Origin of the sequence: Providencia sp. Je.9.19 (assembly GCF_051129765.1) — a bacterium.
Classification (GTDB): domain Bacteria; phylum Pseudomonadota; class Gammaproteobacteria; order Enterobacterales; family Enterobacteriaceae; genus Providencia.
Map to the genome: position 1 here is coordinate 288941 of NZ_JBCPSS010000002.1, position 23023 is coordinate 311963.

At 40.1% G+C, this 23023-nt stretch carries 20 protein-coding genes; 4 read left to right on the forward strand and 16 right to left on the reverse strand.

Features of this window, described 5'->3' with window-relative positions:
- Window positions 1-3: 3 nt before the first annotated feature.
- The gene (gene dsdX / locus AAZR93_RS10510; protein WP_434719787.1) at window positions 4-1341 is read right to left on the reverse strand and encodes a D-serine transporter DsdX; all 1338 of its coding nucleotides are present in this window, start codon (window positions 1339-1341) and stop codon (window positions 4-6) included.
- Between the two features lie 219 nt (window positions 1342-1560).
- Between dsdX and dsdC the strand changes: the two genes are divergently transcribed.
- Both dsdC and AAZR93_RS10520 read left to right on the forward strand, forming a co-directional pair.
- Entirely contained in the window at window positions 1561-2514 is a 954-nt protein-coding gene (gene dsdC / locus AAZR93_RS10515; RefSeq protein WP_434719788.1) for a DNA-binding transcriptional regulator DsdC, read from the forward strand.
- Between the two features lie 101 nt (window positions 2515-2615).
- Window positions 2616-3644, forward strand: coding sequence for a LacI family DNA-binding transcriptional regulator (locus AAZR93_RS10520; protein ID WP_294103934.1), 1029 nt, complete (start codon window positions 2616-2618; stop codon window positions 3642-3644).
- A 110-nt stretch (window positions 3645-3754) separates the two neighbouring features.
- Here the strand turns inward: AAZR93_RS10520 and AAZR93_RS10525 are convergent, their stop codons facing one another.
- From AAZR93_RS10525 to AAZR93_RS10540, 4 genes are read right to left on the reverse strand one after another with little or no spacing between them, the layout of a single operon-like run.
- A complete protein-coding gene (locus AAZR93_RS10525) occupies window positions 3755-4732 on the reverse strand; it encodes an NAD(P)-dependent oxidoreductase (protein WP_434719986.1) in 978 nt (325 codons plus the stop codon).
- An 11-nt stretch (window positions 4733-4743) separates the two neighbouring features.
- Window positions 4744-6024: an MFS transporter gene (locus AAZR93_RS10530; protein ID WP_434719789.1), complete on the reverse strand. Its 1281-nt coding sequence runs from the start codon at window positions 6022-6024 to the stop codon at window positions 4744-4746.
- A gap of 14 nt (window positions 6025-6038) precedes the next feature.
- A complete protein-coding gene (locus AAZR93_RS10535) occupies window positions 6039-7022 on the reverse strand; it encodes a sugar kinase (RefSeq protein WP_434719987.1) in 984 nt (327 codons plus the stop codon).
- Window positions 7023-7026: 4 nt separating this feature from the next.
- On the reverse strand, window positions 7027-7776 hold the full coding sequence (locus AAZR93_RS10540) for a sugar phosphate isomerase/epimerase family protein (protein WP_434719790.1): 750 nt from the start codon (window positions 7774-7776) through the stop codon (window positions 7027-7029).
- A gap of 523 nt (window positions 7777-8299) precedes the next feature.
- On the opposite strand from AAZR93_RS10540, the gene AAZR93_RS10545 reads away from it, so the two are divergent.
- A complete protein-coding gene (locus AAZR93_RS10545; RefSeq protein ID WP_434719791.1) occupies window positions 8300-9646 on the forward strand; it encodes a phosphoethanolamine transferase in 1347 nt (448 codons plus the stop codon).
- Window positions 9647-9733: 87 nt separating this feature from the next.
- Here AAZR93_RS10545 and AAZR93_RS10550 read toward each other — a convergent pair whose 3' ends face one another.
- From AAZR93_RS10550 to AAZR93_RS10580, 7 genes are all read right to left on the reverse strand, one after another.
- Window positions 9734-11206 (reverse strand): FGGY-family carbohydrate kinase, encoded by a 1473-nt coding sequence (locus AAZR93_RS10550; protein ID WP_434719792.1) that lies wholly within the window; start codon window positions 11204-11206, stop codon window positions 9734-9736.
- 13 nt (window positions 11207-11219) lie between these two features.
- On the reverse strand, window positions 11220-12083 hold the full coding sequence (locus AAZR93_RS10555; protein WP_434719793.1) for an L-ribulose-5-phosphate 3-epimerase: 864 nt from the start codon (window positions 12081-12083) through the stop codon (window positions 11220-11222).
- 19 nt (window positions 12084-12102) lie between these two features.
- Complete coding sequence (locus AAZR93_RS10560) at window positions 12103-13137, reverse strand: ABC transporter permease (protein ID WP_294103920.1); 1035 nt, start codon at window positions 13135-13137, stop codon at window positions 12103-12105.
- 13 nt (window positions 13138-13150) lie between these two features.
- On the reverse strand, window positions 13151-14140 hold the full coding sequence (locus AAZR93_RS10565; protein WP_294103918.1) for an ABC transporter permease: 990 nt from the start codon (window positions 14138-14140) through the stop codon (window positions 13151-13153).
- The gene (locus tag AAZR93_RS10570; protein WP_434719794.1) at window positions 14133-15650 is read right to left on the reverse strand and encodes a sugar ABC transporter ATP-binding protein; all 1518 of its coding nucleotides are present in this window, start codon (window positions 15648-15650) and stop codon (window positions 14133-14135) included. Before AAZR93_RS10570 ends, AAZR93_RS10565 begins: the two co-directional genes overlap by 8 nt.
- A 631-nt stretch (window positions 15651-16281) precedes the next feature.
- Window positions 16282-17274 (reverse strand): substrate-binding domain-containing protein, encoded by a 993-nt coding sequence (locus tag AAZR93_RS10575; RefSeq protein WP_294109708.1) that lies wholly within the window; start codon window positions 17272-17274, stop codon window positions 16282-16284.
- Window positions 17275-17477: 203 nt separating this feature from the next.
- Window positions 17478-18290 carry a DeoR/GlpR family DNA-binding transcription regulator gene (locus AAZR93_RS10580; RefSeq protein WP_336430985.1) on the reverse strand — a complete coding sequence of 271 codons (813 nt, stop codon included), beginning with the start codon at window positions 18288-18290 and terminating at the stop codon, window positions 17478-17480.
- A gap of 455 nt (window positions 18291-18745) precedes the next feature.
- On the opposite strand from AAZR93_RS10580, the gene araD reads away from it, so the two are divergent.
- The gene (gene araD, locus AAZR93_RS10585) at window positions 18746-19444 is read left to right on the forward strand and encodes an L-ribulose-5-phosphate 4-epimerase (RefSeq protein WP_294109696.1); all 699 of its coding nucleotides are present in this window, start codon (window positions 18746-18748) and stop codon (window positions 19442-19444) included.
- A 388-nt stretch (window positions 19445-19832) separates the two neighbouring features.
- On the opposite strand, the gene AAZR93_RS10590 is transcribed toward araD, so the two are convergent.
- The 4 genes from AAZR93_RS10590 to AAZR93_RS10605 are packed head-to-tail and all read right to left on the reverse strand — an operon-like array spanning window position 19833 to window position 23021.
- Window positions 19833-20876 (reverse strand): tyrosine-protein phosphatase, encoded by a 1044-nt coding sequence (locus AAZR93_RS10590; RefSeq protein ID WP_434719795.1) that lies wholly within the window; start codon window positions 20874-20876, stop codon window positions 19833-19835.
- Between the two features lie 13 nt (window positions 20877-20889).
- Window positions 20890-21720, reverse strand: a complete 831-nt coding sequence (locus AAZR93_RS10595; protein WP_336430984.1) for a PTS system mannose/fructose/sorbose family transporter subunit IID — start codon at window positions 21718-21720, stop codon at window positions 20890-20892.
- Window positions 21717-22502 carry a PTS mannose/fructose/sorbose/N-acetylgalactosamine transporter subunit IIC gene (locus AAZR93_RS10600; protein ID WP_434719796.1) on the reverse strand — a complete coding sequence of 262 codons (786 nt, stop codon included), beginning with the start codon at window positions 22500-22502 and terminating at the stop codon, window positions 21717-21719. The genes AAZR93_RS10595 and AAZR93_RS10600 overlap by 4 nt, the downstream gene beginning before the upstream one ends.
- Window positions 22503-22547: 45 nt before the next feature.
- Entirely contained in the window at window positions 22548-23021 is a 474-nt protein-coding gene (locus AAZR93_RS10605; protein WP_294109691.1) for a PTS system mannose/fructose/N-acetylgalactosamine-transporter subunit IIB, read from the reverse strand.
- Window positions 23022-23023 lie beyond the last annotated feature (2 nt).

Genomic DNA, 23023 nt, shown 5'->3' on the forward strand with positions numbered 1-23023 from the left:
CTTCTAAATCACAAATGAAAGTAAGAACGTGCCGCCGAGTGCCACAAATGAGGCAATAAGGGTGGCGACACTATAAAAACGGAATGTCTCGGCTAGTGTGGCATTACAGTATTGTTTTACTAGCCAAAACAGAGAGTCTGTCACGATGGTACAACCAATAGCGCCTGAACCAATCGCTAACGTCATAATTTCAGGGCTTATTTCTGGGTACATTGGCATCAATGGTGCAACAATCGCTGTCGCACCCATCATTGCTACAGTGGCAGAACCGACAGCGGCGTGCAGAATAATAGCAACCAACCAAGCAAGTAAGATTGGGTGCATATCGATGCCAGACAGAACGAGGGCTAAAGAATCACTCAATCCACTGCCTTTTAAAATGCCATTAAATGCGCCACCCGCACCAATAATCAGCAAAATGTTGGCTATTGAGCTAAAGCTTTCTTCTGTTTTACTTAGTAGCACGCTCATGCCCATATTACGGCGAATACCTAGCATGTAATAAGCGACGAATGCGGCAATAAACATGGCGGTAATTGGGTTACCGATAAATTGCAAGAACGTATATAACGAATTATCTTTACTCATATTTAAGTCTGCTGCTGTTTTAATTAGCATCAGAACAATAGGGAGTAAAACGGTAAATAATGTTGCACTTAAAGAGGGTAAATCTTTTTCTTCGCGAACTTCCATATCTGAAAATGCTTCAGGTACAGTTTTAAAGGGTAAGCGAGCACCAACTATTTTAAGAAATAGAGGGCCACCGATTAATGACGCGACTAAACCAACGGCAAGCCCTGCGACAATAACCGTGCCGATATCAGCGCCTAGTTCGTTGGTGACAAACAGAGCTGCTGGATGTGGCGGCACGATACAATGCACTGCCATCAGAGCGGTACATAATGGAATAGCGAGCTTGAATAAAGAGGTATTGGTCTTTTTAGCAATAGAGAAAGCCAGTGGAATTAATAGAACAACACCAACTTCAACAAATAGTGTGATACCACAAATTAAGCCAATTAATACCATGGTGACGTCGGGAGTTAACCAACGGCATTTTTGTAAGGTGACGCCAATGCGCTCCGCCGCACCGGAAATCTCCATCATTTTACCAAGAATAGTACCGAGACCGATAATTGCTGCTAAAAATCCGAGTGTGCCGCCAATTCCATTTTCAATCGCATTCACCATTTCGAGTGGATTCATTTTCATGGAAATGCCGACAAAAAAGCTGGCGAGTAAAAGGGCTAAAAAGGGATGAAACTTAAATTTAATTATTGAGATTATGATCAGTAAGATGCTGATAACTAAGGTTGCTAGCATCCAAATTGTTGAGTCCATATCCTACCCCTGATTGTATTGTTGTTGTTCATCTATTGGATAATAAATATTCAGAGGTGACAAACGATGAAACTCAGCGTTTAGATGAAATAGATTGATTCAAATGGGTGATATCCATCATATAAATCAAGTTGACTGTACTTTGCACCATATGAATTCATCTTAAATAGGTTATTCTCACTTAATATTGTGCGTTTATATGATGATAGAGTAAAAAATATGTCGATGACCCCAAGCCATTTTGAACAATCTGGTTTTATTCAATGGAATAAACGTTTATCTAGCCATCAATTATCGCGCCTTCATACATTTGAAGCCGCGGCGAGGCATAGTTCTTTTGCACTTGCTGCGCAGGAATTATCATTAACCCCTAGCGCCGTCAGTCATCGTATAAATACATTAGAATCTGAGCTAGGTTTCAAGTTATTTGCGCGTTTTCATCGACGTATTGAGCTAACACTGGATGGTGAGCGAATTTATTGGGCATTACGTAAAAACCTTGATGATATTAATCAGGAAATTATTGATATTAAAAATCAGGAAATATCAGGTGAGCTGACGGTTTATTCACGACCTTCTATTGCTCAGTGTTGGTTAGTGCCGAAAATTGCTGATTTTGCTTATCAATATCCGTCCATTCAATTGAATTTACTGACGGGAAACGATGAGGTAAATTTCCGAGGATATGGTATTGATCTGGCTATTTATTACGATGATACCGTTCACAGTAATCTTTATTGTGAAGACTTAATGCAAGAGTCGATAGTGCCCGTTTGTAGTCCAAAATATGCGCAACAACATGATTTATTGAATAACCAGCATCAGTTGAAAAATTGTACTTTACTGCATGACAGGCAAGCTTGGAGTAATAATTCCGACTATGATGAGTGGCGGGCATGGAGTGAATATTCAGGATTATCAATTATTTCCCATCGTAGAAATTTATGTTTTGATCGCTCTGATCTTGCCATTATTGCTGCCATCAATCATGCAGGTGTTGCCATGGGTCGTAAGCAGCTAGTTAAAAAGCGCTTAGCAAGCAATGAGTTAATAATGCCTTTTGGGGATACGGCATTACAATGTCAACAGCGCTATTATTTCGCGACATTGAATGAAAAACGTAATCCGAAAGCTGATATTTTTATCCAGTGGTTAAAAAATCAAGTGGGTTAAAATACGATATTATTCATGTAATCGCGCTTTTTACGGGCAAAATTGCCTGAATTTAGGTAACATGTTGTGATTATAGTATTTTCTTTTTATGGACATAATCTGTGGCTATTGCACCCAAATCAACAAAAGTTGCGACCATAAAAGATGTGGCTGCCAAAGCGCAGACAGGCAAAACAAGCATTTCCCGTTATTTAAATGGCGAATCTCATTTATTGTCAGATAACTTACGTCAACGTATTGAAGCCGCTATCCTCGAACTCAATTATCGTCCTAATCAAATGGCTCGCAGTCTAAAGCATGGGCGGACTGGGTTGATAGGGCTGATTATTGCGGATATTGGTAACCCGTTCTCAGTTGAGGTGTTAAAAGGCGTTGAGGCGGAATCTATCAAACAAGGTTTTATGACGGTAGTGTGCAATGCCAATAATAGCATTGAGTTGGAATGCCAATTTATACAGCTATTAAAAGGTTATCGGGTTGATGGCTTAATTATTAACTCGGCAGGGGTCAATGAGCAATTTATTGACGTATTACAATCCACTACATTGCCGTTTGTTTTACTTGATAGAAAAATTGATAATTTCCCCTGTGACATGGTTGGGTTAGATAACCCAGCCTCTGCAAATATGGCTTTTAACCATCTGATAGAACAAGGTTTCGAAGCTATTTGTTTTGTGACCGAACCTATCGTCTACAACAGTGCGCGCGAAGAACGTTTGCAAACATTCCAACAGGTTTTAGCAAATAATCCGCAAATTAAAGGGATATTTCACGAAATTTCATTACCCGCACCAGAAAGTTTATCTGCGATTATTACTGAGTTCTGTGCTAATCACCGAGGGATGCGTAAAGCCATTGTGGCGGCGAATGGTGTGCTGACATTGCAAATAGCCTATGCATTGAATCAGCAAGGTTTGCATTGGGGCGCCGATATCGGTTTTCTCAGTTTTGATAACTTAGAGTGGGCATCTTTTGCAGGACAGGGAATAACGTCGATTTCTCAGCCGACTGCTCTGATGGGACATAAAGCCGTTGAATGTTTGCTCGAAAAACTGGAAAATCCAGAAAAACCACCCGCTCAGCACCTCTTTAATGGCGAACTGATTGTCCGTAATTCGACAACACTTTAATGATATCACCGTGTAATGCGACGTTTATTGGCCCAAGAGACAGATTTAAGATCGGTTTCTTGGGCTTATTTATTCGTTATATTTAAGCTATTCAGTAAGTGAATTTTTACTTACTTTTTAATGACTTCTGGATTGGCGCAGTTATGAGTCAGATTGCCATTGAGTGCGGCGATTAGGTTATCAACGGCGCATTCAACCATTGCGTAACGGGTTTCATGAGTCGCAGAACCAATGTGAGGTAATGCAACAACATTCGGCAAAGTCAGTAATTTTGAATCAATTGGCAAAGGCTCAACCTCGAAAACATCAAGGCCTGCACCGCGGATCACGCCCGTTTCTAAGGCATCGATTAACGCGGCCTCATCAACAATTTTTCCTCTAGAGCCATTAATTAAGAACGCACTTGGCTTCATTTTTTGTAGTTCTTTTTTGCCAATCAATTTTTCGGTTGAAGGTAATAAAGGTAATACCACGCAAACAAAATCAGATTGAGCGAGTAGTGTATCTAAATCACAACGGCGTGCATTAAGCTGACTCTCCGCTTCTGGATGGTCGTAGGTGTTATAATAGAGCACTGACATGCCAAAACCTGCATGGGCGCGCTTTGCAACTGCATAACCTATACGTCCCATGCCGAGGATACCAATGGTTTTTCCACTCACATTCCAGCCATAATGATTTTCACCAATACTTTTGGTCCATTGACCCGCTTTAACCATTTCCGCCATTTCAATAATGCGTCGTGCACTGCATAAAACCAGTGTGAAAATAGTATCTGCGGTGGTTTCAGTGAGCACACTGGGGGTATGCATTAATGGGATACCACGCGCTGTCATGGCAGAAACATCAAATTGGTCAACCCCGACTGAAATCGTTGAGGCTGCTTTTAGTTTGGTGGCGATTGCTAAATCATCGGCAGTAATCGGGGTACTTGCGCCGATAATTCCTTCGGCATTTACAAGGGCTCGCCGAAAATCAGCATGGTTGCTCTGATTGACGGAATCAAAAATTGTGACATTAAAATGTTGTTGTAAGCGCTTAAGTTGGTCAGCAGGTATTGTTTTATATAGAACGATATTTTTTTTCATCATAATCTCCCTTAAGCATGTTTAGCGATGACGGAATCGCTATTTTTTTCTTGATTTGGTTTGACAATAATAGTGAAGAAAACGGATGCCAACAGTGCGAGTCCCATAAACATATAAGATGCACTTGGGCTGCCCGTTGCACCATTGAGATAACCGACAAACCAAGAGCCAAAGAACGATCCTAAAGCGCCCATACTATTGATTAACGCCATTGCACCGCCGGCAACATTCTTCGGTAACATTTCAGGAATAATAGCAAAGAACGGGCCATAAGGGGCATACATCGCGGCACCAGCAATGACTAATAAAGTGTAAGAAAGCCAGAAGTTAGAGCTGCCCAGTAGGAAGGAACCTAAGAAACAGATGGCGCCAATTAACAGCATTGGCCAAACAAATAGTTTGCGGTTATTCATCTTGTCAGACGCCCAAGAGACTAAAACCATTGATACAGTCGCAGCAAGGTAAGGAACCGCAGAGAGCCAACCCGTTTCGACCATATTTAAATCTGACGCACCACGAATAATAGACGGTAACCATAATACAAAGCCATATACCCCAATACTCCAGCAGAAATATTGCGCGCACAGTAACACAACATTGCGTGATTTAAAGGCTTCACGGTAATTACGAACGGGTTTGATATTTTTTTGTTCATCACTGAGGATTTTTTCGAGATCGTCTTTTTCTTGTTGGCTTAACCAGCTAACTTGACTCGGTTTATCACGTGCAGTTTTCCACCAGAAGAATGCCCATAAAATAGCGGGAACACCTTCAATGATAAACATTTGGCGCCAGCCAAGCGCTTGGATTAAGTAGCCAGATAACACGGACATCCACAATACAGTAACGGGATTACCTAAAATCAAAAAGGTATTGGCGCGTGAACGCTCAGATTGGGTAAACCAATTACTAATGTAAATAAGCATTGCGGGCATGACGGCGGCTTCAACGACGCCCAAACTAAAGCGAATAATGACCAACATCGGGATGTTACTGACCACCCCTGTTAGGCTAGCAAATAATCCCCATAAGAAAATACAGGCAAAAATAAGCTTTCTAACACTGCGTTTTTCGGCATAAATTGCCCCGGGAATTTGGAAGAAAAAATAGCCTAAAAAAAACAAGGAACCGAGTAGGGAAGACATTCCTTTGCTGATCCCTAAATCTGCGTTGATCCCTGCTGCGGCGGCAAAACTATAATTGGCTCTATCTAAGTAAGCTAAGCTGTATGTGATGAACACAATTGGCATGATGTACAGCCAACGTGATGCAGCCGGTTTTTTCGTTGTCATAATCAATTCCTTTCTTAGCCAAAGACTGGAGAAGTTGATGGGGATAACAGTGACATTTCTTGCTGTAACTGCGCTTTAGTTGGTAGTCCTTCGCTGTCGCCAATCACTTGGATTGCTCTGGCTCCGACAAAATTACCCCTCTCAACGGCTTGTTGAAGTGATTCGCCTTCAAGTAGCGCACTGATCACGCCGACAGCAAAACCATCGCCAGCGCCTACGGTATCAATGACATGTTTTACTCGTAGGGCAGGAACGATACCTTTTTGATTTTCTGAGGTTTTATAATAAGCGCCTTGCTCACCGGTTTTAATCACAACGACATCAACACCTTGTGATAAATAAAAATCTGCAATATCTTCTGGTTTATCATAACCGGTTAAAATTTTGCCCTCTTTTAATCCCGGTAGGACCCAATTAGCGTGGAATGCAAGTTGGTTTAATTGCTCGACCATTTCAGCTTCGCTTTTCCACAGGGAAGGACGCAAGTTTGGGTCAAATGACAGTGTTTTTCCTGCATTTCTCATCCATTTAGCGGCATATAATGAAAGTTGATAGCTGGTGGATGAAAGTGCTGCGGCAACACCGCTTAAATGCAAATGGCGAGCCGATATAAAATAGTCCTCGTTAAAATCAGTGAGATCTAAGTGACTTGCCGCAGAGCCTTTGCGGAAATACTCCACAGTGGGATCGGTTCCATTTTCGGCTTTAGATTTCAACTGAAAGCCCGTAGGATGCTCTGCGTCAATGAGTACACATTCGTAATCGACATTTTCTTTTTCTAAGGTGGATTGAATAAAGCGACCGAATGAGTCATTACCAAGGCGACTAACCCAACCACTGCGTAGACCAATACGCGATAAACCTATCGCGACATTGAGTTCTGCACCTGCGGCTCGGCGTACAAAATTCTCAACATCATGTAATTCACCGGCTTTTGTCGCGACAAACATCATCATGGCTTCGCCTAAAGTGACAACATCTAATTTATTATTGTTCATCATGTTAGATAGCCTTTAATAGAGAAACATAGTGTTCGGTGATGGCACACAGATCATCGCTAACTAATGGAAATTCAATACCTCGTGGCACATTCGTTGGCAGCGCTTGCAACACGGGTTTCCATGAACCATCACTGTCATCAAGGGAAACGGCAACAATTTTTCCAGCTTTGGATTGGCATGCTTTGACATGAATATAAGCGACTAAAGGGGCGAAATACTGAGCCGCACTGAGTGCATCCTCACCTTGCCAAGCCCAATTCGCCATATCAAAAGCCATTTTTATGGGCATTTTTTTGGCTGTTACTTCTGCAAAAAAACGTTGAAGAGGTTCGATGTGACCACCTACTTCAGTTTGGTCATTTTCAATCACTAACTGAATAGGGTAGCTATTTAGTAAATTAATGATTTCTGTTAAATCATAATTATCAGGTAGCTCGCCTAAGGAGAGTTTTAATAGTCGTGCATCGAGTTGCTTGGCATCTTCTAAATAGGTTTTCATTTTCTGGCTACTGATAGGGGTGCTATTTTGAAATAACGTATCAGGCACCGAATATACTGCGGTGAGCTGTTTTGCCTTGAGGGCGTTGTTGATGGTCGTTAATTTGTCACTTGTGAGGAGTAGCTCTTGGCGAATTTCAACACCATCAGCTTTCCCTGCCTTGATAGTTTCTAATAAGGCTAGCTGCCCGCCTAACTGTGCTACAGTTTGCGCACCATAAGCCGCGGTTACAACAATCACTTCTTTATTCATGACTTTCCTCTACGACAAATATGAAAGGGTAAGACCCTAATTCTTGCTAATAACCCATTATGGAACCGGTTCCATTTTGATTTCTAGAGGCGAGAGATGAAAATCAGAGCTGTATCACTAATCAATATTAACTAAAGATTGAATAACCGATCTGCATCACAACTAAATGTAATCGATGAATTGCAGTATTTATTGTTTTTAATAACTAAAACCGAATATTATTAATTTGGATTGCACTTTAACTATTTGTTTATAAACAATATTTGTAACTTATTTTATATTTTATTTGTTAAAAACAGTGAGATTACAATGAAAAATCGATAATAAATTATTGTTATCAGTGTCTCAATTTCTTCATTTACGTCTTTTAATGAAATTTTATTTCAATATATTTATATGAAATTGAAATATTTATTCTTGATATTTTATTGCTATGACGATTTGAACGTTAGTTATACACCATTAAAGAATCTTTAACCTATTAATAAAGAATAATAATGTCATAAAGATGAGGGAGTTGAGTATGAAGTTAATCAAAATTACCGCACTCTATAGTGCTCTTTTTTTAGTTGTGGCCTCATATGCCCAGGGAAAGGCTAATGAGAATTCGGTAGCATATAAGAAGGCATGTTCTCCAGAGCTGATTAAAGCTGCAAAAAGTAATGCGGATATCTGTTATGGTGTAAATGTTGCTGATGATATAAAAATAACTAAGAAAAATAATTCAAAATATAATATTAAAGTTGTGATTATCGGTGAAAGTACCAATAAGAATTATATGCATGCTTATGGTTATCCATTAGAAAATACACCTTTTCTATCTTCTGTTAATGGTCGATTTTTTAATAATTTTATCAGTGCAGCTTCTAATACTGTACCGACCTTGACGCGAGCTTTGGCTAAAAATGATTTAAATACGATTACAGAACATCATGAAAAGCCGTATTACAATAATAATTCTATTGTCGATTTAGCTAATAAATCAGGTTATGAAACATATTATATTGGTAATAATGGGAGTTTTGGTGATGATGAAATCGGTTTTACTAATTACTTTTTGAAAGCGAACTATTTTTTACCGGTTAGGGATAATAAAGTAGGGTTTGATAATTTATTTGTTCAAGAAAAATTTATTGTTGATGATAGTGTCAATAAATTAACTAATGATTTTAAAATGTTACCTGCATTTAAAGCTGCACTTAATAATAACAAAGATAAAGAAAAAGTTATTTTTATTCATATGTGGGGGCCTCATCACGATGGCTGGCCAAAAGGTTCCTGTGATTTAGTGAAAAATAACTACAGTATGAATCCAGAACAATTTGATACCGGTTGGGGTAGCTTGGTGAATTGTTATGTTTCAGCAATTAAGCTCAGTGATGATTTTATCGGAGAAGTTTATAGCTCACTTCAAGAGAATAATAAAAATGGAGAACACCCGTTCTCTATTTTATATTTTGCCGATCATGGGCAAGGGTTAGTGAAAGCTAATAAACAGCATGTGGCAGCACTTGAGGCTGATTATAAAGGGTTCATTAAAGAAGGTAGCCTCTATATTCGTCATGGGCAGCTGGTTAAAGGAGCTTATCAAATACCACTGGTTATTATTAATTCAGATGATACTCAACGTGAGTTCTTTGATGAGACTCTAAGTGAATGGAATTTGTTTGATTATTTCGCCTCTTGGTTGGGGGTTGAAACCAATTTAACTGCTCCAGAAAAAAGTATTGTGTCTGATAAAATCAGACCCGAAAAAGATATTGATGTTTTTGTTTTTCCAAGAGATGAGTTCGTGAAGTACGATTCGCTTAAACAAGACACTGTTTTGTCTCCCAAAAATGTAGGTATTGAGGTTGTGGCAGATAACTAATTCAGCCATGGCAAGATATCGATAGAAAAGGCTGAGTTTCATGTTGATGAACTCAGCCTTTTTAACATGTTGACCCAAATATAAACATTACTGACTTAATGCATCTGCGACTGCTTTAAAGCGAGCAAACTTCTTGCGTAATTGCTGGTGTGCAACGGCATTAGGTTGATAAGTGGTGATTTTAGGTGTGCTTGCGGCAATCGCGATATCAAAACCTGAGTAATATCCGGTGCCGACTGCGGCACATAAGGCGGCGGCTTGGCAACCTGATTGCTGTACATTGACGACATCCAAGGGGAGATTACTGGCATCGCAAAACATTTGCATCCATAGGGGCGACTGGGTTGGACCACCCGTAAATCGAATGGATTGAGTGCTGTTATCAAGGCCAACAATTCTGTCTTGGTGCAATAAGTGTGAGAATACAATACCTTGATAAATAGCGTAAATAATGTCGGCATCTGTATGATGAGAACTTAAACCGAGTAATCCACCTTGTAAATTGCTGTGATAATTTGAACCATAGAGCCAAGGAAAAAATAGAATATCATTTTGCCTAGTGGCACCCTCTGCTACACATTGATTTAACACATCATAATCTTGAAAACGTTGATTAAAGAAATGACGAGTAAACCACGCAAGGTTGCTTGCGGATGTTGGACTACCTTCATGTACAAAATAGGTGCCTGGAATGCAATATTTACTCCAAACATAAGGGTAATCGGATGGGACGATTTCATCAAATACGCGAGTAGAGATAGTCCAAGTGCCCGCAACCGCACTTAATTTGTCTTTTTGACTCACACCTGAAGAGAGCGCTGCACCAACAACATCAAAAAAACCACCGAAAACGGGGGTTCCTTCGGTTAATCCACTCTCTTTAGCCGCTTGCTTGGTGACACTACCCGCTTGTTCGGCCGAATTAATGACAGGCGCGAGTTTATCGGTCACTTCATCAATGCCAAAAAGTTGGCATAATTTCGGGTCATAAGCCGATTTTGCTGGGTTATACAGTTGGCTACCGGAAATATTGGTTTCTTCACAGGCTATTTGGTCGGTTAATCGATAGCGAATATAGTCATGAACCATCAATATATGGCGAGTGTCTCGGTAGTTATCGGGCTCATGTTCTTTGAGCCAACGCAGCAGAGCAACAGGGTGAGAGGGCCATAATTGCTGTAAGCTAAGAGGATAGGCTTTCTCTGCTGTACCGTCTTTGTGCCATGCGTCGACGATAGATTGGGCGCGAGAATCGGAAGACACAATCCCATTTCTGACCGGTCTGCCTTGTTCATCGAGTAAATATAATCCCTTACCGTGGGATGAGAAACTGACACCTGAAATTTGTGATGCATTCAACTGGCTGTTATTAATGGCTTCTTGTATAACACCGCAAGTGGCTTGCCACAAAACATCCATATTGCGCTCACTAAAACCCGCTTCTGGGCTTTCAGTGGGAAAGGCATGCTCTGCAACAATAATTTCTTGTCCTTCAGGCGTATAGATCCCAGCTTTAATTACTGTACCACCAAGATCGACCCCCATAAAAAATGTATTCATCACATGCTCCTTTTTAGGCGTTATACCAGCCAGCTTGCTGCATTTTGTCTTCTATCCAATGGCGCGCTTTGATGATTTCAATGAGTGGCTCATCCGCTTTTTCTGTCCACATCTCAATTAAGAAAGTACCACGGTAATTCAAGCGTTTTAAGATTTTGAATAAATTGACAAAATCTACACATCCTTCACCAAAAGGGACGTCACGGAATTGACCTTCGCAGGTTTCAGTCACCGCATAGGTATCTTTCAAATGTAGTGCGACGATATGTTCAATTCCGTTGACTAATTCATTTTCGACATCACTTCCCCATGCAGTTAAGTTACCGACATCGGGATACACTTTAAACCATGGAGAACGTATTTTGTCGGATAAGGCTTGCCATTTAGTGATTGAGTTCATAAATGGCGTATCCATAATTTCGACTGCGCACATTACCTGCGAGGCCGCAGCAATTTCAGCAACCCATTGCATCGCATCTTCGAAACGTTGAATGGTTTCGGCATCTTGTTGTTCGTAATAGACATCATATCCGGCTAATTGAATGGTGCGAATGCCTAAGTCTTGAGCCAACTTTATGGCTTTTTCCATTAATTCATGGGCGGCTTTTCGGGTATTAACATCATGGCTACCAAAGGGAAAACGACGATGGCCTGACAAACACATGGTTGGGATGCGAACGCCGGATTTTTGGATTGCATCCACCAATTCTAAACGTTGTGCTTGAGTCCAATCTAATCTTGCAAGTCGTTCGTCAGTTTCATCAATCGACATTTCGACAAAATCAAAACCCGCCGCCTTAGCAATTGCTAACTTTTCAGACCAACGACTCTCTTTTGGTAAGGCCTTTTCATAGATACCCATTGGGTGTTTGCGCATGATGTTTTCCCTGTGAAATTTAAGTTTGTGGTGATGCTTTATTTAGACGCTGGTTGCGATTCATCGCACGTTTTGCGCTCCATTTTTCTTTGAAAAATTTGAAGGCAAGCGCCAGTATTAATGTGATCCCCCAGACCGCAAGATTGAAGTGTAAGCTAACGCCTAACAGGCTTAAGCCAGTTGCGATGACTTGCAAAACAAGTAGCGCGCAAAAAACACGACTGACTTTACCTACACCGCCAAAAGGATTGGTTCCACCGAGTACGATTGCTAAAATAGTCAGCAATAAATAGGAGTCACCGTAACCCATACGAGCAGAGTTAAAGCGTGCCATCATGATCAAACCGGCAAGGACACACAGCAAACTGGAAATGGTATAGATGGCAATCATGACTCGGTCAGTACGTATGCCACTGAACCACGTTGCATTGATATTACTGCCACTCATATAGATATTTTTACCTAAGCGAGTGCAGCCTAAAAAGAGCGCTAAAATTATCGCGGTAACGATAAAAATGATCATGGCGATTGGCATACCGAATAACGTATCTGAACCGATAGCTCTGACGATAGGTGGCATGCCACTCAAAGCCGCCCCTTTTGTGAGATAAACACCTATTCCGCTAATGATAGTCATGGTGCCGAGGGTGACTAAAATCGGGTGAGCACCAATATGAGAGATCATCAACCCAGTTAAGCAACCAATAATTACGGCAATCACAGTGGCACCAATGAGAGCAAAGCCTAGCCACATTAATTGGGTGCCTGTGCCTGCATCAACGGGTAAGTAATTGATAAAGACCCAAGCCATAAATAGACCTGTTAAGTTAGCGGTACTGATAATGGCGAGATTCAATCCACCGCTTAACATTGGAACAAACATGGCGAACGTGAGTAAACCCAGCTCAGGTAATTGGAATGTGATACTTAAAAATGTGTTTTGCGTTAAAAAGTGCCCCGGCATGGCAATACTAAAAGCCGCGACTGCCAGTAACAAGATTGAAAGCAGTCCGATAACCGCGCCATCAATTTTAAAAAGAGGTTGTTTTTTCATGGTGATATTCCTGTTAAACAAAACCTACGTCCGTCTCTTTACGTTTTTTGTAGTGAGTAATACAGATGGCAATCAGAATAACCATACCGATAACAATATTGACGAAGTAGTTAGAGACACCAATCAAGTTAAGGCCATTTTTCAAAATACCGATAAGAAAAACGCCCATCAAAGTACCGATGACTGTTCCACGCCCGCCCGATAAACTTGCACCGCCCAGTACCGCTGCGGCGAGAACATCAAGTTCTCCCCCCACCAATGCACTTGGCACCACTTCACTCATACGGTAGGTTTGTAGCATTCCGCCGATAGCCGCCATCGCACCGAGGTAACCATAAGCAAAAAGGTAGATAACCGAAACACGGATACCAATACGGGATGCGGACTCTTGGCTACCACCAACGGCATAAAGTTGGCGCCCAATATGGGTTTTGTTCATCAAGATCCAAGTAAGAAATGCGATGCCTAGCATGACTACAAGCGGAAGCCCAATTTGATAGGATTCACCATCGACCTCAAACGGTAGGATAGTCACAGGATCGACCCACCAATCAGGTAAGTCATAAATACTGTGGCCGTTGGTCAGCCACATCAACATACCGAATAGTAATGACTGCATACTGATGGTGATGATGATGGAAACAACATTTAGCGAATAAATTAAAATGGCATTAATTAAGCCAAAGGTAATACCAATTAAGATGGCAAGCGTAATACTTAATGTCGGGCTGGCAATGAAACCTTGTAGCAGCCAAGTGGCAATCGCATATTGCACAACAGAGGCGACAGCTGCGAAAGAAATATCAATTCCGCCCGTTACTAACACAACGAAAAGCCCAAGCGCAAAAATACCCGTTACTGCATAGCTTTCACTTAAATCGAGTAAGTTTTGAATGGTCAGAAATTGTGGGCTCATTACTGTAAAGAAAATCACCATGATAAGAATGACCCAGGTTAACCAACCTTCGACAGATTGTGGTCGAAGCTTTTTCCAATTAGCCATTGATGATTACCTCTAATTGTTGCTCATTCATGGTATCCACCATAATTTCATTGACGATAGACCCTTGTTTCATATGTAAAATCCGGTCACAGTTGTAATAGGCTTCAGAGGCTTCATCTGTAATTAATAAAATTGAAATACCGACACCGGATAAACGATGGATAAGCTTATAAATACTGTCTTTGGCACCAATATCAACGCCAACCGTTGGGGAGTCTAAAATCAATACTTTAGGGCGAGTTAAGATCCATTTAGCTAACACTACCTTTTGCTGATTACCCCCTGATAATGTCGAAAGTGCATTATTAGGGTCAGTAACTTTAATATCTAAGTCGGCGATCCATTCTTGAACAATTGCTTGGCATTTTTGTTCATCAATTAAATGAAAAGGGGTTTTTAACCGATCTAAAATAGACAGAACCATATTGTCAGCAATGGATTGGGGTAAAATGGCGCCGAGTGTCAGCCTATCTTCTGAAACATAACCGATACCCTGCTTAATAGCGTGAGTGTTGTTTTTTAAAGTGACAGGTTTATCTTCAATAAATAATTCACCACTATCAGGGTGAGTAATACCAAAAAGCGACAACGCGAGCTCAGTACGACCGGCACCTAGTAAGCCACAAAGGCCAAGTACTTCACCGCGTTTTAATTGCAATGAAATATTATTGTATTGTCCTGCACGGCTTAGATTTTTTAACTCAAGCACTGTGCGGCGGTCTTCGGCATTATTGGGTGGCTTACGTTCGTGAACAATGTCTAATCCTGTCATTAATTCGGTGATTTTTCGGGTAGTTAAACCTTCAGCAGGCCAAGTTCCGACTTTTTCCCCATCACGAATAACGGTAATGCGATCAGATATTTCTTTTACTTCTTCCAATCGATGGCTCACAAAAACGACAGTAATACCTTTATCTTTTAGATAATTAACGGTTGATAACAGTTGATTGACTTCAGTACGAGTTAATGAGGCTGTGGGCTCATCCATGATAACCAATCGTGCATCAGCAACGAGAGCACGACAAATAGCAACTTGTTGGCGCTGTGCGATAGGCAGAAATTGCACGGGTGTATCGGGATTAATAGTAAAAGAGAGCTCATTTAGAATTTGCAGTGCTTTTTCACGGAGCAGCTTTTTACGAAACCAACCAAAATAGCCTTTGAGATTAAGCTCAAACGCAATATTTTCAGCAACCGTTAAGTTAGGAAAAAGTGATAGATCTTGGTAGATCACTTGAACGCCCAGTTCACGTGCTTTATCTGGTGTTAACCGATTATAACTTTTTCCATCAATTTCAATTTGGCTACCATCATCCGGTGCATAAACACCGCTGATGGTTTTAATTAATGTGCTTTTACCGCACCCATTGGTGCCTGCTAAACAGTGCACCTCACCTTTATTGAGCGTCAAATCGATATTGCGCAATGCACGGTGCCCACCAAAACTTTTGGAGAGGTTATGCAAAGTGATAAGGGGGGCTGATTTGTCGGCTTTGGAGGTGGTTGTCATACTTGCATTCCCTAAGCTGGTGTTGGCGAGTTCGTTATATTTCTAGCTTTACAAAGTTCTTCATACTTCGAGCTGTAGTGTTGTTGACTGCATTCGTTAACCCAAGTCACATACTTGTGTATGTTCCTTGGGGGTAACTCATTTGCCGCCTAACTACAGAGTTCTTCATACTTCGAGCTGTAGTGTTGTTGACTGCATTCGTTAACCCAAGTCACATACTTGTGTATGTTCCTTGGGGGTAACTCATTTGTCGCCTAACTACAGAGTTCTTCATACTTCGAGCTGTAGTGTTGTTGACTGCATTCGTTAACCCAAGTCACATACTTGTGTATGTTCCTTGGGGGTAACTCATTTGCCGCCTAACTACAGAGTTCTTCATACTTCGAGCTGTAGTGTTGTTGACTGCATTCGTTAACCCAAGTCACATACTTGTGTATGCTCCTTGGGGGTAACTCATTTGTCGCCTAGCTACAGTTCGAATTATTTAGAACTCGTATTTTTCATATTTAGAACCCGCATCTTTCATATTCAGAACTAGAACTTGTCATATATCGAACTAAAAAATGTCATACTTTGAATATGTATTTTTATGCGTTTATTTTTATTTTAAGTATTAATTGAGTCGTAGCGGTTACAGTCCGACATCAACCAGTTTTTTGGTGTTTTCGATATTCAATTCAACTGGGTTATCACTCAGAATCGTATTTCCGCTGACTTTGATTTGCCCCATATCACCGATAGACACGCCATCTTTGATTTCTTCACCATTCATCATGGCGGTGGCGACTTGAACAAACACTTGTCCTGCCACTTTCGGATTGGAAATATAGCCGCCGTCAATGGCGCCTTTTTCGAGTAATTTAATGCCTTGGCCTGGCGTGAATGTACCGAACACGCAGGTAGTATCATTTTTACGGCGTTTATCGATAGCACGACCGGCACCGATTGGACCTTGGGAACCAAATGACATAATGCCTTTTAAGTCTTTATGTTTTGATAGCAGATCATTGGCGGTACGCATTGAATCATCTACAGATTCGGCAACACCAAAGCGGTCATCAACCATTTGCATTTTTGGATAGTTTGCCTTTTGGTAGGCAATGGCAGCATCAGCCCATTCATTGACTAATGGCACAGTTAAACTGCCTACAAACATGGCGTATTTACCTTCTTCACCCATGCAAGCAGCCATATCTTTCATATGGTTAGCACCCATACTTTGGGTATCGAGTAATTCGAAATCCCAATCGGCATTTTGTTGGTTTGGTGATTCGTGAGTAATAACTTTGATACCCGCATCTTTAGCGCGTTTGAGAACAGGTTCAAGGACTTTAGCATCATTAGGAACCACACCAATGACATCGACTTTTTTGGCAATTAAGTCTTCGATAGCACGAACTTGTTCAGCAGGGTCAGCGGTGGTTGGTCCAACTTGGAAAGCATTTACACCTAATTTTTTGCCTTCTTCGGTAATACCTTGTTCCATAACATTAAACCAAGGAATACCACCCACTTTGACCACAACGCCCATGGTAAAGGGCTTCTGTGCTTTTTGTGTATCAGCCATGGCAACATTTGAAAACAGTGCCGCACTCATTAAACAAGGTAGGACTAATTTTTTCATATTCATCGTTGTATTCCTTAAAGTTGATGAAATATTAATGAGATAAATTTCATCAGCATGGTGTTGTGTATAATCGGATAGATATAATTAGCGTACGTTGATATTGCAGATAGCCGATATCATTGCACTGTTTTAAACAGCAACAGGATTTATTAATATTATTTTTACTGACTTAAATTATTATTAAAGTTTATTTATATAAATCATCTGTCACACTCAACGATATTTAAGTTGGGGAACTGTGATTTGAAATTATCATTATTAAGTTTATTTGTGATTAATACGTCAATATCATCAAAAGTACAGACTTGGCTAAAGGCATATTTATCTAATTTACTATTATCGGCCAGTAAGACTTTATTTTCTGATACTTGCAACATGATGTTTTTAAGTTTTGAATTTATTTCGCTGCCATCACGGATACCACTTTCAATGTTGAATCCTTGGCAGGATAAAAACAACGTTTTTATCTGAAAACTACGAATAATACTTTCTGCAATTGGGCCGTGAAAGTCGTCATGACGTTCTGAATATTCGCCTCCAATGCCAATAACTCTAACTCTGTCACGACAAGCTAATGCTTGGATGATCTTCACTGAATTAGTCACTACTGTAATATCAATATCTGGTATTTGTCTGGCTAAAAACCAACAAGTGCTGCTGTTATCTAACATAATGCAGTCGCCGGGTTGAATCAGTTTAAGCGCAGCTTTAGATATTTTCATTTTTGCATCAGGGTGTTCTTCGGTTCTTTTGCGAAACGACTCTGCACCATCAACCATTTGACTGAGTTTGACCGAAGAGGGCAGAACATTGAGGACGGTTGTTTCTTCTTGGTCAATAGCAACTGCACCACCGAAGCTACGAATAATTTTATTTTTACGTTCAAGCGCAGTTAAATCGCGGCGGATCGTTTCTTGTGAAACTAGACATAATTGAGATAATTCACGCACTAACGCCGAACCATTTTGGTATACATGGGAACAAATTAGTTTATGGCGTTCGGCTTGTAACATTTTCAGCTCCTATTCTTTCCACGATATTTATTCTGCCAGAGCCACTTTTTTTTTGTCGTGATTAGATTCAAGTAATACTCGCGTAGAAAAAAGAAAGATTTTTATAGTGATTGAAGTCACTAATAAATAATGATTGATTCATTATTTACATTTTATTTTGTGATTAAAATCACTTAAACGGCGTTTTAATATGACCATCTCATCTAAGCATAAAAAAAATCGGTCATATTCAGGCGTTGTAATAGACCTTGAAATTGACTTTTCATGACCATTTGCGCCCGAATATGACCGAGTTAAGGGGGTTTGTTAATTTTTTGTAAATACGCATGCTTTTTAAATCGTCTAAATCTGTTTACCTTAATACTAAGAGATGGGTTATCAATCAGCAAAAGACAGACAAGTTATTGTTCTTTTCTATTGATACTTAAGGTAATTTATAAAATTAGGGGGCTGGCATGCTCGAAAAACTCAAACAGCAAGTCTTTGATGCAAACCTTGCATTACCAAAACATAACTTAGTGACCTTTACATGGGGTAACGTCAGCGGTGTGGACAGAGAAAGCGGCTTGATGGTGATTAAACCGTCAGGGGTTGAGTATGAAACGATGAAAGCTGAAGATATGGTGGTGGTTTCATTGAGTACGGGGGAGGTCGTAGAAGGAAAATATCGTCCATCATCGGATACCGATACTCATCTGGCCCTGTATCAAGCTTTTCCTGAAATCGGCGGGATAGTGCATACTCACTCACGTCATGCTACCATTTGGGCGCAAGCTGGCTTGCCATTGAGTGCGTTAGGTACCACCCACGCAGATTATTTTTATGGTGAAATTCCCTGCACTCGAAAAATGACTGAAAACGAAATCGCATCAGACTATGAGAGAGAAACAGGTAACGTCATTATTGAAACCTTTGTGCAAAAAGGTATTTCTGCAAAAGATGTTCCAGCAGTTTTAGTTCATAGCCATGGCCCTTTTGCATGGGGAACAACGCCAGACAACGCAGTGCATAATGCCGTAGTTCTCGAAGAGATTGCGTATATGAATTTGCATACGCGCCAGTTAGTGCCACAAGTTGATGCCATGCAGCGAGAGTTGCTCGATAAGCATTATTTGCGCAAGCATGGGGCTGACGCATACTACGGGCAAAAATAATCTTCCCCTTTTTTACCCGTCATACTTCGCGCTGTCGGGGTGTTGACTGCTCTCGGCTACTCGGGTCACATACTGATGTATGCTCCCCGAGCTATCCTCGCTTGTCGCCTACCGACAACCCGAATTATTTAGGGTAAATTTTGGATTAAAAGATTAAATAGAAAACCTTGTTATTAGGGTGACGATTGTTGGAGTATAACTAGCCAATTTTCACTATTTAGTTTGTATTTTCTATTATTTGAGTTAGTTAGGATGTACGTGATTTTTTATATTAGAAATGGAAATAGCCACGAAGTATAATTAATGTGGCTATTTCCATTATTTAAACAATAAAAGGTCGTCGGTTTTATGGATTAAACCTATTTTTTAAATATGTATTTATATGAGATTATATTAAATAAATTTCTTTGAGCTTATTAAAATCAGCCTCAGTAAAATGAAGTTCATTTTTAATATAATTTTCTACTGTTCCAGATATCTCTTCCATTGCATTAAATACTTCAATAATAAATATCTCTTTTGTATCAATTAGTGAAAGTAAATAATCGAGAACATTTTGGTCTTGTGTGATTTCTCGATAAGCCGCCATCTTAATTTCATTACGCGCCAAGCGATTATGATGGGTTAACATATAGTCTTGTATAATAGTTGCTTTTGGTACACCAAGCATAGCAAGAACCAATAATGCTCCGTAACCTGTTCTATCTTTTCCTCCCCGGCAATGCTGAAGGCTTGGGCTATTATTGGGCTCAAGTAAAACGTTTATCATATGGCGAAAGGCTAGTTTAGATTTATCACTGACAACAAATTGGCGGTATTGCTCTAATATTTGCTGCCCTTCACCATTGATTAATTCTTTTGGGATATTATTGAGTATCCCTTCAATTAAGGCTTTATCTTCATTGCTCGGCGCGGCAGCAAATTGTGCTGCTAATTCAGCTGTTTGTGCCGTTGCATCCAGATGATAAGTATTTTTTTCGCCGATGTGGCAATTGGGCGATTTATTAATTTCATTTTGCGTGCGGTAATCAATAATGCTTTTTATACCTAAATGAGATAGGTAGCTAATCGCTTTATCACTAAGGTTAAATAGATGATTTGAACGGTATAAAACACCCCATTTTACCTGTCTATTGTCCTTGGTGGTATAGCCGCCAAAGTCACGAAAATTATTCATTCCATCAACAGGTAGCGTTCTTTCAGCAAAAAGCGTGCGAGACTCATCTTGTTGTAGAATAAAATAAACACGTTGTTTAGCCGCTAATGGATCTTGCACTGTTAGGTTATTTTCGATGCAATCAGTAATGAAATTATTAGGGGTAATTTCATTACTAGGTTTATCCGTCCAATAGAGGGCGAGTTTACCTTTAGGTATTTCATCAAATTTCAGTTCAAGTGTTGACTCATTAATTCTATTTACGACGATTTCCATATATTTCCCTTTTTCATCCTAAAATGCCGAACATTGAGCAGATAACACCAAGAACCATCATGGCAATAATCAGCGCAACGGTATGTTTACCTTGCAACTTGCGAACAAGAAAAAATATTCCTAAGGCAAACAACAGAGTGAGTAAATTAGGAATAACTTTGTCAAACATCTCTTGGACTTTAATTGTTTGCTCACCAACTGAAATTGTCAGAGGTGTCGTTAACTTGACTGTTGTGGCGATTAAAGACCCGAGGACCATGACCCCGACGACGTTAGCTATATTGGTAATTCGTTGAATGATATTAGATTTTTTCGATTGCTCGATTAAATCAACACCTTTGTTATAACCGTAGTGAATAAAGAAATATTTAGAGCCGATATTGACGATATTGAATAAAATAAACATTAATATTGGGCCAATAATATTGCCTTGCAGTGCAAATGCAGCACCAATACTGCCGCATATCGGTAACCAGGTGAATTTTAATAAACTATCACCGAGGCCTGCAAATGGCCCCATGAGTCCAGCTTTAACAGATACAACTGCATCTTTTTCTTCTTCAGTTGTTTTTTCTTCTAATGCTGCGGTTACACCAAGAATTAATGCACCCGCATTGATTTGCGTATTAAAGAATTCAAAGTGTCTTTGCATGGCTTTAATTCGAGTTTCTTGATCTGCTTTTTCGTAAAGTTTATCAAGCACGGGCACCATACAATGCGCAAAGCCAATTGTTTGCAGCTTTTCATAGTTATATGAAAATGACATTGTTTGAATTCGCCAAAATATGCCGTTTAACTCTTTTTTAGTGAGTTTTTTATTTTCAGGAGTGGTGACGTCGTTCATAGGTCATATTCCTCTTCTTCATTTTTATGGGAAGCTGGTTGTTCTTCTGGTGTTTGACGCGTGCTATTGGTAAATGCCATGTCATAGAGGACGGCAAATGCGAGAGCAATAAATGTAATAGGAATAATCGGTAGTTTTAGGTAAGTGGTAAGCATGAAACCGAGCAAAAAGAAAAACCACATTCTGCCTTTTAGTAACATCAGTAATAATATGCAAATACCGACCGCAGGAATTAATTTAGAAGCAACACCCATCCCTGTGAGAATACTTTCAGGTACAGCATTTAGAATGCTATTAACGAGTTCACTACCGAAATAAACGGCAATAAAACAAGGAATCGCACGGATAAGAAACCATAGTGGTGTTGAAAAATAATGAACCTTAGTTAGGCCACTATAATTACCATCTAGAATCGATTTACTTGCCCACACATTTAAAAAACTGGCAAATGAACGCCAAATAATGAGTAATTGTTGGCAAAGTATAGAAACCGGAACGGCGAGTGCAATCCCTGCGGCAATACCGCCATTTGATGCAATACCCAGCGCCACACCAATAATTGAGCCGGCAATAATATCAGGAGCAGAATATGCCCCGACGTTGCCAATCCCCATCCACATCAACTCTAAAGTGGCACTTATAGCCAGCCCTTGAACCATGTCACCCATGATGATCCCGGCTACGGTTCCCGTGAGCAGTGGGCGTCTTAACATTTGCGGACCGACATCATCTAAAGAACATATTCCAGCCCATATTGCGATTAGAATTGCTTCAACTAACATAATAAACTCCCCGCTTATTGATAAAAATAAGCCTCAGCAAATGAATTAATTGAGCAATGTTTTCAATTCAACAATGGAATCTTTTGGAACCATTTGAATTTCAACTGCAATGTTATGATTAATAATCGATTGGAATGCTTGTTCTTCTTCGGGCGTGACAGCAACTGCACGAGATAAATTGCGGCGTCCTTCTTGCATCCGCATGCCACCCACATTGAGTTTTTGAAGTTGTAAGCCATTTTCAACCAACTTATTCACATCGACGCTATTGGTAAATAGCAACATAGTGCGTCGTTTTATTTCGGTTTTTTTCAGGACATCGATAAACTTATCAACTGCAAAAACCACCACTTTTAGATCCGGTGGTGCCGCCATGGTGAGTACAGACTGTTGAACTTTGTCATCTGCGACTTTGTCATTCACAATAATGATTTGTTCAATGTCAAAATTTTTAACCCAAGTGGTAATAACTTGGCCGTGGATCAATCTATCGTCTATTCGAGCTACATTAATTGGCATAA

Coding starts and splice junctions, on each gene's coding strand:
- dsdX (WP_434719787.1), bottom strand. CDS start 1,341: ATGGACTCAACAATTTGGATGCTAGCAACCTTAGTTATCAGCATCTTA.
- AAZR93_RS10605 (WP_294109691.1), bottom strand. CDS start 23,021: ATGCCAATTAATGTAGCTCGAATAGACGATAGATTGATCCACGGCCAA.
- AAZR93_RS10550 (WP_434719792.1), bottom strand. CDS start 11,206: ATGAATACATTTTTTATGGGGGTCGATCTTGGTGGTACAGTAATTAAA.
- AAZR93_RS10560 (WP_294103920.1), bottom strand. CDS start 13,137: ATGAAAAAACAACCTCTTTTTAAAATTGATGGCGCGGTTATCGGACTG.
- AAZR93_RS10540 (WP_434719790.1), bottom strand. CDS start 7,776: ATGAATAAAGAAGTGATTGTTGTAACCGCGGCTTATGGTGCGCAAACT.
- AAZR93_RS10555 (WP_434719793.1), bottom strand. CDS start 12,083: ATGCGCAAACACCCAATGGGTATCTATGAAAAGGCCTTACCAAAAGAG.
- AAZR93_RS10575 (WP_294109708.1), bottom strand. CDS start 17,274: ATGAAAAAATTAGTCCTACCTTGTTTAATGAGTGCGGCACTGTTTTCA.
- dsdC (WP_434719788.1), top strand. CDS start 1,561: ATGTCGATGACCCCAAGCCATTTTGAACAATCTGGTTTTATTCAATGG.
- AAZR93_RS10580 (WP_336430985.1), bottom strand. CDS start 18,290: ATGTTACAAGCCGAACGCCATAAACTAATTTGTTCCCATGTATACCAA.
- AAZR93_RS10570 (WP_434719794.1), bottom strand. CDS start 15,650: ATGACAACCACCTCCAAAGCCGACAAATCAGCCCCCCTTATCACTTTG.
- AAZR93_RS10565 (WP_294103918.1), bottom strand. CDS start 14,140: ATGGCTAATTGGAAAAAGCTTCGACCACAATCTGTCGAAGGTTGGTTA.
- AAZR93_RS10595 (WP_336430984.1), bottom strand. CDS start 21,720: ATGAACGACGTCACCACTCCTGAAAATAAAAAACTCACTAAAAAAGAG.
- AAZR93_RS10530 (WP_434719789.1), bottom strand. CDS start 6,024: ATGACAACGAAAAAACCGGCTGCATCACGTTGGCTGTACATCATGCCA.
- AAZR93_RS10590 (WP_434719795.1), bottom strand. CDS start 20,876: ATGGAAATCGTCGTAAATAGAATTAATGAGTCAACACTTGAACTGAAA.
- AAZR93_RS10525 (WP_434719986.1), bottom strand. CDS start 4,732: ATGAAAAAAAATATCGTTCTATATAAAACAATACCTGCTGACCAACTT.
- AAZR93_RS10535 (WP_434719987.1), bottom strand. CDS start 7,022: ATGAACAATAATAAATTAGATGTTGTCACTTTAGGCGAAGCCATGATG.
- AAZR93_RS10545 (WP_434719791.1), top strand. CDS start 8,300: ATGAAGTTAATCAAAATTACCGCACTCTATAGTGCTCTTTTTTTAGTT.
- araD (WP_294109696.1), top strand. CDS start 18,746: ATGCTCGAAAAACTCAAACAGCAAGTCTTTGATGCAAACCTTGCATTA.
- AAZR93_RS10600 (WP_434719796.1), bottom strand. CDS start 22,502: ATGTTAGTTGAAGCAATTCTAATCGCAATATGGGCTGGAATATGTTCT.